We start from the raw sequence: 12,225 nt of genomic DNA on the forward strand, positions 1-12,225 counted from the left end.
CTGCCTCTCCCCGTTCTTACGGGGAGAGGGTTGGGGTGAGGGGCTGCGTCCGCAATCACGGCGAGAGCTAGACTCGCGAAGAGTCCCCCTCACCCGGAATCCGCGCTTTCAGCGCGCATTCCGGCCTCTCCCCGCACGCGGGGAGAGGCAAAGAACCTCACATCTTCGCGCGCTGATCGATCTTGTCGCGGATTGCCGCGAGCTCGGCTTCGTCCCAGATGCCGATCAAGATGCCGCCCTTCACCTGGAGCTGGTTGTCGGCATAGGCTGCGATCTTCTCGCGGGGCGTGGTGATGTGGTCGTTCGGATGTAGCGCCCAGTCGAACAGCTCCGCCTGGAGCCGCGCGATGATGCCGGCGCAATCGGGGTCGTCGCCGCGATCGACGAATTCCTGCGGATCGGTCTCGAGATCGTACAGCATCGGACGGAAGCCGGAGGCGTGGATGTATTTCCAACGGCCGTCGAACACCATGAACAGACGGCAGCGCTCGATCGGCTGGTTCAGTTTCAGCCGCACATCCTGCATGGCGTAGTCATATTCGGAGAACGCGACCTTGCGCCAGTCTGGCGGCGTCGGCCCGCGCAGCAGCGGCAGCAGCGAACGCCCCTCAAGGATATGCGCCGGCACCTTGCCGCCGAAGTAATCGACAAAGGTGGGCGCGAGATCGATGGCCTCCACCAGCGCATCGCTGCGCGTGCCGCGCGTAGCGTCAGCTTCCCTGGAGGGATCGATGATGATCAGCGGAATCTTCGCCGACTGCTCGTGGAACAGGTCCTTCTCGCCCATCCAGTGATCGCCGAGATAGTCGCCATGATCGGAGGTGAACACGATCATGGTCGTTTCCAGGAGGCCGCGTGCCTCCAGGAATTTCATCAGTACGCCCATCTGGTCGTCGATCTGGCTGATCAGGCCCATATAGGTCGGGATCACCTTCTCGCGGGCGTCGTCGCGCGCCATGTTGCGGGAGTAGCGCATGTCCATATAGGCGCCGAACACCGGATGCGGGTTCTGCCGCTCGCGCTCGGAGCGGATCACCGGGATCATGTCCGCCGTCGAATACATGCTGGCATAGGGTTCGGGCGCGATGTAGGGCCAGTGCGGCTTGATGTAGGACAGATGCAGGCACCACGGCGTGCCATCGGTCTCGGCCTCGCTGATGAAATCCATCGCACGTCGCGTCATGTAGGGCGTCTCGGAATGCTCGTCCGGCACGCGCGCGGCCTTGTCGGCGTGCACCAGCAGCCAGCCGTTCTGCAAGGAGCCGTCGTCGGCGGCGCCGGAATTGGCCCAATGCTCCCAGGGGTTCGTCGCCTCAAATCCCTGCTGGCGCAGATACTCATCGTATTTCGGCCGCGGGCGTCCCGTCGGGTGCAGGCCGTCATCGCGCTCATAAGGCTCGAAGCCGCACTCGGCGACATGCACGCCGATGATCGACTCCGGCGGAATTCCGAGCATCTTCATGCCTTCGAGGTCGGGCGCCATGTGGGTCTTGCCGACCAGCACGTTGCGCACGCCGATTTTCTTCAGGTGGTCGCCGAGTGTGGGTTCGCCGACGCGGAGCGGCCAGCCGTTCCAGTGCGAGCCGTGCGAGCGCATGTAGCGTCCGGTGTAGAACGACATCCGCGACGGGCCGCAGATCGGCGACTGCACATAGGCGTTGGTGAAGAGCACGCCACGCTTCGCCATCGCGTCGATGTTGGGCGTCTTCAGCGAGGGATGGCCGGTGCAGCCGAGATAGTCGTAGCGAAGCTGGTCGCACATGATCCAGAGAACGTTCTTCGCGCGCGCCATGCTTCGCCCCTGCTTTTCTTGATTGTTTGATGCTGCGCCATCGAGGGCGCGATGGCAACCTGCCAGTGATGCGCGTGCCCGCGGCCGTACATTCCAACGTCGTCCCGGCGAAGGCCGGGACCCATACCGCGTGATTTGTCGGTTGCGGATGGTCGTAGTACCGAACGACGAGTCTTCGCCAAACTACGTCCTGGGGTTATGGGTCCCGGCCTTCGCCGGGACGACGTTGGTGAGAGAGCGCCGCTCCCTTTAAGCCGACCACGGCTCCGCTTCGGCCGCGCTCTTGGCCTTGCTGGACACCGGGCTCTCGCCGATCACATCGGCAAGCGCGCGCAGCGCTTCCTTGACACCCTGGCCGGTCGCGCCGGAGAGCAGCAGCGGCGTCTTTTTGGCGGCGCGCTTCAGCCGGTCCTTCTGCTTCTTCAATTCGTCCGGCTCGACCGCGTCGATCTTGTTCAGCGCGACGATCTCGATCTTGTCGGTGAGCTGCCCGCCATAGGCCTCCAGCTCCTTGCGCACGGTCTTGTAGGCCTTGCCGGCGTGCTCGCAGGTCGCATCGACGAGATGCAGCAGCACGCGGCAGCGCTCGATGTGGCCGAGGAAGCGATCGCCGAGACCCGCGCCTTCGTGCGCGCCTTCGATCAGACCTGGAATGTCCGCCAGCACGAATTCGCGGCCGTCAGCATTCACGACGCCGAGCTGCGGATGCAGCGTGGTGAAGGGATAGTCGGCGATCTTTGGCTTTGCCGCACTGACCTTGGAGAGGAAGGTCGACTTGCCGGCATTGGGGAGCCCAACCAGGCCGGCATCCGCGATCAGCTTCAGCCGCAGCCAGATCCAGCGTTCCTCGCCCGGCTGGCCGGGATTGGCGTTGCGCGGCGCCCGGTTGGTCGAGGATTTGAAATGCGCGTTGCCGAAGCCGCCATTGCCGCCTTCGGCGAGTACGAACTTTTCGCCGACCTTTGTGAAGTCGTGGATCAGCGTCTCGCGGTCTTCGTCAAAGATCTGCGTGCCTACGGGCACCTTGAGCACGATCGCCTTGCCGTTGGCGCCGTGGCGGTCCGAGCCCATGCCGTTCTCGCCCTTCTGGGCCTTGAAGTGCTGCTGGTAGCGGTAATCGATCAGCGTGTTCAGCCCGTCGGCAACCTCAATGACGACATTGCCGCCGCGGCCGCCATTGCCGCCGGAAGGTCCGCCGAATTCGATGAACTTCTCGCGGCGGAACGCCACGCAGCCGTTCCCGCCGTCACCGGAGCGGATATAGACCTTTGCTTCGTCGAGGAATTTCATGGGCCATAGGTAGGCCAGCCGGGCACGCGCGGCAACCCGAACTTGCCCGTGAATCGGCGGAAATTCCGCGATTTTGGGCCCTTGCTTAACCCGGTGATCGCGCCGGCCGGCGGCTTCTACTCGTCGTCCCGGACAAGCGAAGCGCAGATCCGGGATCCATAACCACAGGGCGTGGTTTGGCGAAGACTGGCAATTGCTATCTCGTGACACAAAACACAGGCCTGTGATTATGGGTCCTGGCTTTCGCCAGGACGACGTCAGAGGGGCCGGCGGCGGATCAGGAATTTCTGCGTGCCTTCCAGCACCAGCTGCTTGCGCTGGTTGAACACGGTGCTTGTCAGCGTCACCACGCCGGTCGAGCGTCCCGGCACGAGCTCGGTGACCTCGAGCGCGGGATAGATGGTGTCGTCGGCGAACACGGGCTTGAGGAACCGGCTCGACTGCTCGAGGAAGCCGACCAGGGACTCCTCGACCATGAACGGAAACAGGCCCGCGCCGGGCGCGGTGTGAATCAGCGTCTGAAAACCGTGCGCGAGCAGATGCGGCATGCCGCGGGCGCGGCAATATTCGACATCATAGTGCACCGGATGGGTGTCGCCGCTCGCGGTCTGGAACGCCGCGAACACCGCCGAGGTCTGCGTGCGGCTGGGCAGCACGAAGCGCTCGCCGACCACGAAATCCTCAAACCAGCGTTGCCGGGAGATCATGCGATGCTGGGTCGGATCGAACTCGGTCATGTCTTTGGCTCTTTCGTCGGTGAACCACCTATCGCTACCGCGATGCGAAGGGTGCGACAATCCGTTCAATTCGCCCGACGCGGGCTTGTCCCGCGCGTCTGCGCCATTAAAACAACCGCAAGCGAGTCTACTCGCCGGTTCATGATGCTCCCTCCGCCCGTCATTGCGAGGAGTTCTTGCGACGAAGCAATCCAGTTTGTTTCCGCAGAGACAGACTGGAGCGCTTCGCTTCCGCCTTCGCTCTTTGAGCTTCGGCGGACAAGTCGCTCGCAATGACGGATTTCTACGAACGACAGCAATGCCCATCTTCAAGAATCTCTCCGCCTATGACGACCGCTCCGCGCGCCTCGCCGGCGTCGCGCTGATGGTGCTGTCGATCTTCATGTTCTCGTTCGGCGATGCCATGGGCAAGTTTTTGGTCGGGACCTATTCGGTAGGGCAGCTTCTGTTCCTGCGCGCCTGCGCGGCGCTGCTGCTGCTCTCGCCCCTGGTCTGGCGGCAGCGTCGTGCTTTCCTGAACTTGGAGCGGCCGTGGCTGCAGCTCATTCGCGTCACGCTGTCGACGCTCGAGGTTGCGGCCTTCTTCCTCGCGACCGTCTATCTGCCGCTTGCCGACGTCATCACCTATTATCTCGCCGGTCCCATCTTCGTCACCGCGATGTCGGCGATCTTCTTAGGGGAGCGGGTGGGCTGGCGGCGCTGGACCGCGATCCTGATCGGCTTCTGCGGCGTCTTGATCGCGCTGCGCCCCTCGGCACAGACCGTCAGTCTGCCGGCCCTAATCGCGCTCGGCGGCAGCCTGTCATTTGCGACGCTGATGCTGATCACGCGTAGCCTGCGCAAGACGCCCGATATCGTGATGGCATCCTCGCAATTCGTCGGCACCTTCCTGTTAGGTGCGGCGCTGTCGGCATTTCACTGGGTGCCGCCGACCAAGGGCAGCCTCGTGATCTTCGCGCTGGCAGGCTGCGTCTCGGTGACGGCGCTGTTCTGCGTCAACCGTTCGCTCAAGCTCGCGCCGGCCAGCGTCGTGGTGCCCTACCAATATTCGATGATCGTCTGGGCCGTGATCTTCGGCTTCGTCGTGTTCGGCGACGTGCCGTCGATCGCCACCATCGTCGGCGCCGCCATCATCATCGGCGCGGGCTTCTATATATACTTGCGCGAACGCGATCTCGGACGGCAGGACGGGCAGGTGAATCCGCCAGCTTAAACGCAGCCGAAAAATTCAATCGTCGTCCCGGACAAGCGCAGCGAAGCGGAGCGCAGATCCGGGACCCATACCCCCAGGGAGGAGTTTTGCGAAGACTCGGAGTGGGAGCCTCGCCCCACAACTTCTGCCTGGGGTTATGGGTCCCGGCCCCCCGTGCGCAATTGCGCACTAGGCCGGGACGACATTTGTATTTGAGGCCGCGCTTCCGCCTACCTCACCTTTCGCGCGCTGCTCCAGCTCTTCAGCGACGACCACACACCGCGCGTCAGGCGGAAGCAGTCGACGGGCGTGGAGGAGCCCAGCGCCAGGAAGCGGTGCAGCTCGACGCCGCTCCACTGGAAGCCGCACTTCTCCAGCACGTTGCGGGAGGCCGGGTTGGTGACGCGTGCGCCGGCATAGAGGTGGTCCTCGTCGAACTCCTCGAAGAAGAAGTCGATCGCACCGCGCGCCGCTTCAGTGGCGAAGCCCCGGCCCCAGTGCTCGACGCCGAGCCAGTAGCCGAGCTCGGCATTGTCGGGAGTCGAGCAGTCGATGCCGACCATGCCGATCGGCGTGGTGTCGTGCTCGATCAGGAACACGGTCTCGCTGCCGAGCGCGGCGGTGGCGCGGACGAATTCGACGGCGTCGTCGGGCGAATAGGGATGTGGCAGGCGGCGGGTGTTCTCCGCGACGCGGCGGTCGTTGGCGAGCTGGGCGATGGTTCTGACGTCGGCGAGCGTCGGCCGACGCAATGTCAGTCGCTCGGTGGCGACGACGTTCGGTCTCGCTTCGCGCAAGGTCGCACTCGAAAAATCCTGCAACATCTTCAGCTCCGTCAAAGTCACCAATCAAAAGATTAAGGGGAGGCCGGTTTCCCGCCTCCCCTTGGAGCCTTCTCGTGGACTCCGCCGGTTTGGTCAGGACCCGGCGGACTCCAAATTGATCCACCGTCTATTCAGCCGCCTCTGCGATCGGAAGCACCGATACAAAAGTGCGGCCGTTCGCTTTAGCCTGGAACGCAACACGACCCTCAACTTTGGCGAACAAAGTGTGGTCCGTGCCCATGCCGACATTAAGGCCGGGATGCCAGGTCGTGCCGCGCTGACGCGCAATGATGTTGCCTGGAATCACATGCTCCCCGCCGAACACCTTGATGCCAAGGCGCTTGCCCTTTGAATCGCGTCCGTTACGCGATGAACCGCCTGCTTTTTTGTGAGCCATGGCTCGTCTCCGAAATCCTACGTATCTCTAGATCAATTCCTTGACGGAATCATTTCACAATTTCTCACGCATCAATTCGTGAATTGGCGTGATCAACTTATGCGGCGGCGTCCTTCGCGACCTTTTCCTTCTTCGGGCGCGGCCCCTTGGTGGGCTTGGCGTTGTCCGTCAGGATCTCGGAGACCCGCAGCACCGTGATCTCGTCACGGTAACCGCGCTTCCGGCGCGAGTTCTTGCGGCGGCGCTTCTTGAACGCGATGACCTTCGGTCCGCGCTTGTGCTGGAGCACCTCGACCGCAACGGATGCACCGGCAACCGTCGGGACGCCCAGGACCGGCGTGTCGCCGCCGACCACGAGAACTTCATTCAACTGCACGATCGTGCCGACTTCGCCGGCGATCTTGCCAACTTCCAGGACATCATCCGGAACGACACGGTACTGCTTGCCGCCGGTTTTGATGACTGCGAACATCGTTTTCTTCCTTCGTGTTCAATCCCGGCCTCGAGACGCGGAGGCGTCCGGGTCGGCTTTTTGTCAGTCGCTATGGGTTTACGATTTTTGCGTGGCTGGGTTATCCCATTGAAAAACCACGCAAAAGCAAGCGGCGCGAGAACTCCCGCGCCGGATGGCGGGACTTATAGCCGCTCAAGGCCCTGAGTCAAGGAAAACCCGGGCGAAAACGGCCAGAATCTGAAGGATTTGGCCGAATCTCGCGGCTCCAGACCGGCTTACGGAAATTGGCCGCAGCTGCAACCAACAGGTTCCCCCGCCGTTGTCACCCGGCATTTTCAAGCGGGCAAGGGCTCCCATGGCAACAGACGAGCTGGTGAAGACGACGGGCATCGCCAACCACGGCGCAGGCCGCCTGCCGTCGGTGGATGTCGACAGCTTCAACATCGAGATGAAGGACGAGGAGGGCTTTCTCGGCGACCGCGCCAGCAAGGGGGCGTTCCGCGAGATCCTCGACCACTGGCGCAAGCCGCTGCGCAAGACCGGGGAGGACCCGTTCGGCAAGGAGCCGTCGGAGAACATCAGTAAGAAGACGCTGGATGCGATGCTGGTCGGGGACGACACCGAGGCGTCCGCGGTGGTGCACAGCACGATCGAGGACTTTGCCCAGGAGCTCGCCTATGTCACGCGCCGCTTCCTCAAGTCGAAGGCCTGGGCCAGGACCGAGCGGATCGTGGTCGGCGGCGGCTTTCGCGATTCCCGCCTCGGGGAGCTCGCGATCGCGCGCGCTGAGATCATCCTGAAATCCGAGGGCTTCAAGATCGACATGCGCCCGATCCGCCATCATCCGGACGAGGCCGGCCTGCTCGGCGCGCTGCATCTGGCGCCATCCTGGATTTTCGAGGGTTACGACGGCATTCTCGCCGTCGATATCGGCGGGACCAACATCCGCTGCGGCGTGGTGGAAACCTCCTGGAAGAAGGCGAAGGACCTCGCCAAAGCCTCGGTCTGGAAGTCCGAACTGTGGCGCCATGCCGATGACGAGCCCAAGCGTGAAGGTGCGGTGAAGCGGCTCACCAAGATGCTGAAGGGACTGATCGCGGACGCCGAGAGCGACGGCCTCAAGCTCGCGCCCTTCATCGGCATTGCCTGTCCCGGCGTGATCGACGAGGACGGTTCGATCGAGAAGGGCGCGCAGAACCTGCCGGGCAATTGGGAGAGCAGCAAATTCAACCTGCCGGCGAGCCTGATCGAAGCCATCCCGCAGATCGGCGAGCACGACACCGCGATCCTCATGCACAATGACGGCGTGGTTCAGGGCCTTTCGGAGGTGCCGTTCATGCAGGACGTCGAGCGCTGGGGCGTGCTCACCATCGGCACCGGGCTTGGCAACGCGCGCTTCACCAATCGCCGCAAGGACGGCGGCAACGGAAAAGACCGTGACTCTACGGAGAACGGCAAGAAAAAGGGCAAGGAAAGCAACAAGAACGGCAAGGAGTAACCTTGACTGGTTAGGTTAAGAGCCGGTTTGCGTTGCGGGACACCAGCCACACGCTACGGTCGAATCGTCGCTTCACCTGGCTGGCGAAGCCGCCCTTCCCGGCCAGCATTTCGATGAGCGGCACGGGACCGCCAGTGTTTACCGCGTCTGGCGGTCCCACCCGTTTCGGGATCAACTCCAGCCGATGCGCTGAAAGAACGCCGCGATCTCACTTGCGGCGCGATCCGGATCCTCGCGATGCGGGAAGTGTCCGACGTCCGGAAACATCGCAAGGTCGAGATTGCCAAAAGTCTCGCCCAGCCGATCGGTCCAGGCATAGGGAAACAGCGGATCGTGCTCGGCCCAGCGGATGCAGGTCGGCACCGTAATCGGCGGGAGTTGTGGTACCTCGCCCTTCATCATCGCGACACGCGCGGCATGCGCGGCGCGATAATGCGCAAAGCCGCCGGCGAGATTGCCGTCCTTGAAGAAATTGTCGGCGAAATCGTCGAGGACGTCATCGAAGGCGTTCTTGCGGTGGGCCCAACCTTTTAGGAAGTGGCTGATGTACAGACGGCAGCTTTCGCGGCTCGCGCCGACGAGTTGGGGTGCCATCTCCATCTGGTGGAAGGATTGGTACCAGATGTGGTTGAGCCGGTCGGGCGCCGCCATGCGCGGCCCGATGCCTGGATAGACGAAATCGAAGAGGAACAGCCCGGCGAGCCGTTCCGGCGCCTGCCTCCCCAAGGGCTGCATCACGGCGCCCCCGACGTCATGGCCGACGACGCCGAATCGGGTGATGCCGAGCCCGTCCATCAGCGCCAGCATGTCGGCCGCATGGCCGTCCGGACCGTACGGCCCATCCGGCTTGTCGCTGGCGCCAAAGCCGCGCAGATCGGGCGCGATCAGCATGAAACGGTCCGAAAGCCGCGTCATCACCGCCTCCCAGGTGAGCCAGAATTCCGGCCATCCATGCAGCAAAAGCAGCGGCTTGCCCCGGCCGGTGCGAACCAGGTGAAAATCGGCGCCGTTGGCGTTGATCGTGAGATGCTCCATGGCAGTTCCCCGAACGATGAAGGAAAGGAGTGAAAGAGGCGGCAGATTTTCGCCTTTCGCGCCTTGTCTGGCCCGCCATCCTCGCCTATTACACGCCCCGACCACAGGGGTTCCTGCCCCTCATCGGCGCCCAAGGAGAGGTGGCAGAGTGGTTGAATGCACCGCACTCGAAATGCGGCATAGGTGCAAGCCTATCGGGGGTTCGAATCCCTCCCTCTCCGCCAGTTGCACGATCTTGTACGCCAATTTACTCTTTCGAGCGATTTCGCGCGATAGCATTCGCACAGCTCCCTGACGCTTGCGCGGGAGTCAGGCCGGACCATTTCGAACATGGATTTGGGCGTCATCTCGAACTAGTCTCTGCGACGCCCCGCGCGGTCGATCGGTCGCGCGAATGCGGTGTCGTAGACGCCATCGCTGACGGATGCATTGTCGATATGGACGGCGCCGGCTTCGCCGAATGTCAGCCGGGCTTTGGTGTCCCGCCCATCCGCGTCCTTGAGTTGGATGATCCGTTACCTTGCACTCGAAGCAAGCGGGGCTTTCCGCCAGGCGCGGCACATTGATTAACCGGCTGGGCGCAGCCGCCAGTCCAGCGAGGGTGAACTCGTCGACTTCAGGAGCGACGTGTCGCCGGCCTAATTAGGGCGTCGCCGATGGCGGCTTCGCCGCCGCTTCAAAAGTCACGAAATGCTGGATCTCGTCGGCCAGAATGCCGGTCGCGGTCGCATGCCGCACGCCTGGGATGACTTGCACGTCGAACAATTCGGTGACCCCGCCTTCGAGCCTGATCCATTCGACGATGTTGCCGGTCGAAAGTTCGATGATCTGCACGCCGCACCACGGCTCGGCATCGCGCTTCTTCAGTTCGGCGTCGAGGGCAAGTCCGGAGAACGAGCCGTCGCGCGGCAGAGACAAGCCAACGAGCGCATGACCGTTGCGGAAGGCAAGCCCCCGCAAGAAGCCGGGGCAAAAAGTGCGCGGGACGAATTCGCCGCTGGCCAGATCGACCGTGCCCAAATAACCGGTGCCAGAATTGAGCAGCCAAAGTTTGTCCTGATGCAGTCGCGGACTATGCGGCATCGACAGTCTGTCGCTGATGACGGCGTCGGTGGTCACGTCAATGACACAGCCGCCCTCGGCGCGGCGGTCGCGCCAGCCGTTGATGATGTTGCTCTGGCAGACCGCAGTGACATAGGCCGGCATGCCGTCGCGCATGGCGAGCCCGTTGAGATGGCAGCGGTCCTCAGGCGCCAGCTTGGAGATAAAGGACGGCTTCCAGAAGACGCGAAAGGAATGGACCGGACTCAACAACGCCAAGCAGGAATAGCTCGTGTTGACGAAGACGATACGCCCGTCCGCCATGACGGCGACGTCGTGGATGTCGAGATCGCCGGTGGTGTGTGCTACGCGCGGCACGTAATGGCGGTCGGCGCCCTCGTTGGTGCGCTGCTCGGGGCCGAGCACGTTCTCCAGTCGCCAGAGCTGGAACAAGGTGGCGAGCAAAATGCGCTGCGGGTCGGCCCACAGCCCCATGGCGCGGGCGAAATAGCGCTCGTGGAAGGATACGCGTTCCTGTGCGTCGACGCCGACGAGATAAAGCCGCCCGGTCTGATACGAGGTGAAGGCGATGCTCACATTATTGCGCAATAGCCAGGCCGCCAGCCCGCGCGTGCAACTGATCTTGACGGGCTGCTGTTGAGGCGGAGTCGTTTCCGGCATGGGGAAGGGTTGTTGCGGCGCGCCCGTTCCGGCCGATGCGGAATCGGCAAGCGTTTGCAGTCCGCCATCGGTGTCGGTCGAACGTTCATCCATTGATCACCTTTGCGATTAGACGGATGCTGCGTGGAACATTCGCGTTCTCACTCAAATTACCCTCCGTCGCGCCGTTGGCATCCAACTCAGGTGCCGAACCCAACGGCGAAAGACTGCGGTTTTATCGTCGCCTTCGTCGGTGTCGAAGGTGACGGGTAGGCCGACGCGGGCGTCACGCGGGCTGAAGCCGAATTTCTGGCGGAAGACGCGGCTGAAATGCGCTTCGCTGACGAAGCCATGCTGGTAAGCGATTTCGCTGATGCTGCGCGTTTCCCGCGGGTCATTGAGGAGGACGTGGATCGTCTCAAGGCGCCGCTTGCGAATGTAGCCGGTCACGCCTTCGGCGCGCATGAAGGCGCGATAAAGGCGCGCTTTAGAAATGCCGAGCGCCTTGCAGATGCCTAAGGGATCAAGCTTGGGCGACGTCAGGTTCTGTTCGATGTAAGTCTCGGCGCGGTGACGGACGTCGGCCACCCGCCGGCTCACCGGCGGCAACGGCGAGTCGGACGCCGCCTTCAAGCACGCCGCCACCAACTGAACCAGCGTGCGGCTGAGCGCCGGAGCGTCCGCCGCCTCCATCTGCGGCAGCTGCCGCACCAGCGAGAGCATGTAATCGGCCAGCAGGCGCCCCCAGCCACCCTCAATCAGCAGGCCGTGATGCGGCGGAATCTCTTGTGCCGCCTGCCGCATCGCGCGCCGCGAAACGGCGCAGGTGATGACCTCGTGTGCGGTGGTTTCCGACCTGAAATCCCGTGTCATATCGAAGACAATGATCTCGCCAGGACCCACGGTACGGACGAAGTCGCCGTGATCGAGGGTGAACACGGTCGTCCCGTTCAACTGGAATGCCAATGAAACCCAGTCCTCGCCGTCGGCGCCCGCCATCTCTGGCGTGCGAGCCAGACAAACCGCAGGCAGCCGCGAATGTGCGAGCACGACCTCACCGAGGGTCCAGGCGTCGACGAGTGCGGTGAATTGGGCCGGATCGGCGCCTTCCGGCAACCAGATCCGGTGCGCATGCACGGCCGAACGCCAGGCATCGAAGCGATCATTTTCGGGGAGATAGTTGGTGTCGAAATGCACCGTGGGGGTCGGTGCGTTCATTGCGATTCCATGTCACTGCCAGATCACGTTGAACATTCTCGTGGACGGTGGAGCCGTACAACCAGCCTGCAACGAATAGACAAGTCT

11 protein-coding genes, 1 tRNA gene and 1 pseudogene are annotated in these 12,225 nt (G+C 63.0%); 3 read left to right on the forward strand and 10 right to left on the reverse strand.

Annotated elements, in window-relative coordinates:
- Positions 1 to 157: 157 nt before the first annotated feature.
- The 3 genes from AYJ54_RS39570 to AYJ54_RS39580 form a co-directional block, all read right to left on the reverse strand.
- Complete coding sequence (locus tag AYJ54_RS39570) at positions 158 to 1,792, reverse strand: alkaline phosphatase family protein (RefSeq protein ID WP_063707909.1); 1,635 nt, start codon at positions 1,790 to 1,792, stop codon at positions 158 to 160.
- Positions 1,793 to 2,041: 249 nt separating this feature from the next.
- On the reverse strand, positions 2,042 to 3,082 hold the full coding sequence (obgE, locus tag AYJ54_RS39575) for a GTPase ObgE (protein ID WP_063707910.1): 1,041 nt from the start codon (positions 3,080 to 3,082) through the stop codon (positions 2,042 to 2,044).
- A 257-nt stretch (positions 3,083 to 3,339) separates the two neighbouring features.
- Positions 3,340 to 3,819, reverse strand: coding sequence for a MaoC family dehydratase (locus AYJ54_RS39580; protein WP_063707911.1), 480 nt, complete (start codon positions 3,817 to 3,819; stop codon positions 3,340 to 3,342).
- Between the two features lie 298 nt (positions 3,820 to 4,117).
- On the opposite strand from AYJ54_RS39580, the gene AYJ54_RS39585 reads away from it, so the two are divergent.
- The gene (locus AYJ54_RS39585) at positions 4,118 to 5,032 is read left to right on the forward strand and encodes a DMT family transporter (RefSeq protein WP_063707912.1); all 915 of its coding nucleotides are present in this window, start codon (positions 4,118 to 4,120) and stop codon (positions 5,030 to 5,032) included.
- Positions 5,033 to 5,241: 209 nt separating this feature from the next.
- On the opposite strand, the gene AYJ54_RS39590 is transcribed toward AYJ54_RS39585, so the two are convergent.
- The 3 genes from AYJ54_RS39590 to rplU form a co-directional block, all read right to left on the reverse strand.
- Positions 5,242 to 5,835, reverse strand: a complete 594-nt coding sequence (locus tag AYJ54_RS39590) for a GNAT family N-acetyltransferase (protein ID WP_063707946.1) — start codon at positions 5,833 to 5,835, stop codon at positions 5,242 to 5,244.
- Between the two features lie 127 nt (positions 5,836 to 5,962).
- A complete protein-coding gene (rpmA, locus tag AYJ54_RS39595; RefSeq protein WP_027523579.1) occupies positions 5,963 to 6,232 on the reverse strand; it encodes a 50S ribosomal protein L27 in 270 nt (89 codons plus the stop codon).
- A 97-nt stretch (positions 6,233 to 6,329) separates the two neighbouring features.
- Complete coding sequence (rplU, locus tag AYJ54_RS39600) at positions 6,330 to 6,704, reverse strand: 50S ribosomal protein L21 (RefSeq protein ID WP_063707913.1); 375 nt, start codon at positions 6,702 to 6,704, stop codon at positions 6,330 to 6,332.
- Between the two features lie 337 nt (positions 6,705 to 7,041).
- On the opposite strand from rplU, the gene AYJ54_RS39605 reads away from it, so the two are divergent.
- On the forward strand, positions 7,042 to 8,184 hold the full coding sequence (locus tag AYJ54_RS39605) for an ROK family protein (protein WP_063707914.1): 1,143 nt from the start codon (positions 7,042 to 7,044) through the stop codon (positions 8,182 to 8,184).
- 171 nt (positions 8,185 to 8,355) lie between these two features.
- Here AYJ54_RS39605 and AYJ54_RS39610 read toward each other — a convergent pair whose 3' ends face one another.
- The gene (locus tag AYJ54_RS39610) at positions 8,356 to 9,219 is read right to left on the reverse strand and encodes an alpha/beta fold hydrolase (RefSeq protein WP_063707915.1); all 864 of its coding nucleotides are present in this window, start codon (positions 9,217 to 9,219) and stop codon (positions 8,356 to 8,358) included.
- A 134-nt stretch (positions 9,220 to 9,353) separates the two neighbouring features.
- Here AYJ54_RS39610 and AYJ54_RS39615 point away from each other — a divergent pair.
- Positions 9,354 to 9,443 (forward strand) — tRNA-Ser (locus tag AYJ54_RS39615).
- Between the two features lie 129 nt (positions 9,444 to 9,572).
- Here AYJ54_RS39615 and AYJ54_RS53125 read toward each other — a convergent pair.
- The 3 genes and pseudogenes from AYJ54_RS53125 to AYJ54_RS39625 form a co-directional block, all read right to left on the reverse strand.
- Positions 9,573 to 9,849 (reverse strand): annotated as a pseudogene (locus AYJ54_RS53125) (flavin reductase family protein); the annotation flags it as partial.
- A 12-nt stretch (positions 9,850 to 9,861) separates the two neighbouring features.
- Positions 9,862 to 11,034 carry a TIGR03032 family protein gene (locus AYJ54_RS39620; RefSeq protein WP_245329243.1) on the reverse strand — a complete coding sequence of 391 codons (1,173 nt, stop codon included), beginning with the start codon at positions 11,032 to 11,034 and terminating at the stop codon, positions 9,862 to 9,864.
- Positions 11,035 to 11,085: 51 nt separating this feature from the next.
- On the reverse strand, positions 11,086 to 12,138 hold the full coding sequence (locus AYJ54_RS39625) for a helix-turn-helix domain-containing protein (protein WP_063707916.1): 1,053 nt from the start codon (positions 12,136 to 12,138) through the stop codon (positions 11,086 to 11,088).
- Between the last annotated feature and the right edge of the window lie 87 nt (positions 12,139 to 12,225).

The sequence above is a fragment of the Bradyrhizobium centrolobii genome, from assembly GCF_001641635.1.
In the GTDB taxonomy this organism is placed as follows: domain Bacteria; phylum Pseudomonadota; class Alphaproteobacteria; order Rhizobiales; family Xanthobacteraceae; genus Bradyrhizobium; species Bradyrhizobium centrolobii.

Coding starts and splice junctions, on each gene's coding strand:
- AYJ54_RS39585 (WP_063707912.1), top strand. CDS start 4,118: ATGCCCATCTTCAAGAATCTCTCCGCCTATGACGACCGCTCCGCGCGC.
- AYJ54_RS39610 (WP_063707915.1), bottom strand. CDS start 9,219: ATGGAGCATCTCACGATCAACGCCAACGGCGCCGATTTTCACCTGGTT.
- AYJ54_RS39620 (WP_245329243.1), bottom strand. CDS start 11,034: ATGGATGAACGTTCGACCGACACCGATGGCGGACTGCAAACGCTTGCC.
- AYJ54_RS39605 (WP_063707914.1), top strand. CDS start 7,042: ATGGCAACAGACGAGCTGGTGAAGACGACGGGCATCGCCAACCACGGC.
- AYJ54_RS39590 (WP_063707946.1), bottom strand. CDS start 5,835: ATGTTGCAGGATTTTTCGAGTGCGACCTTGCGCGAAGCGAGACCGAAC.
- rpmA (WP_027523579.1), bottom strand. CDS start 6,232: ATGGCTCACAAAAAAGCAGGCGGTTCATCGCGTAACGGACGCGATTCA.
- AYJ54_RS39625 (WP_063707916.1), bottom strand. CDS start 12,138: ATGAACGCACCGACCCCCACGGTGCATTTCGACACCAACTATCTCCCC.
- rplU (WP_063707913.1), bottom strand. CDS start 6,704: ATGTTCGCAGTCATCAAAACCGGCGGCAAGCAGTACCGTGTCGTTCCG.
- obgE (WP_063707910.1), bottom strand. CDS start 3,082: ATGAAATTCCTCGACGAAGCAAAGGTCTATATCCGCTCCGGTGACGGC.
- AYJ54_RS39580 (WP_063707911.1), bottom strand. CDS start 3,819: ATGACCGAGTTCGATCCGACCCAGCATCGCATGATCTCCCGGCAACGC.
- AYJ54_RS39570 (WP_063707909.1), bottom strand. CDS start 1,792: ATGGCGCGCGCGAAGAACGTTCTCTGGATCATGTGCGACCAGCTTCGC.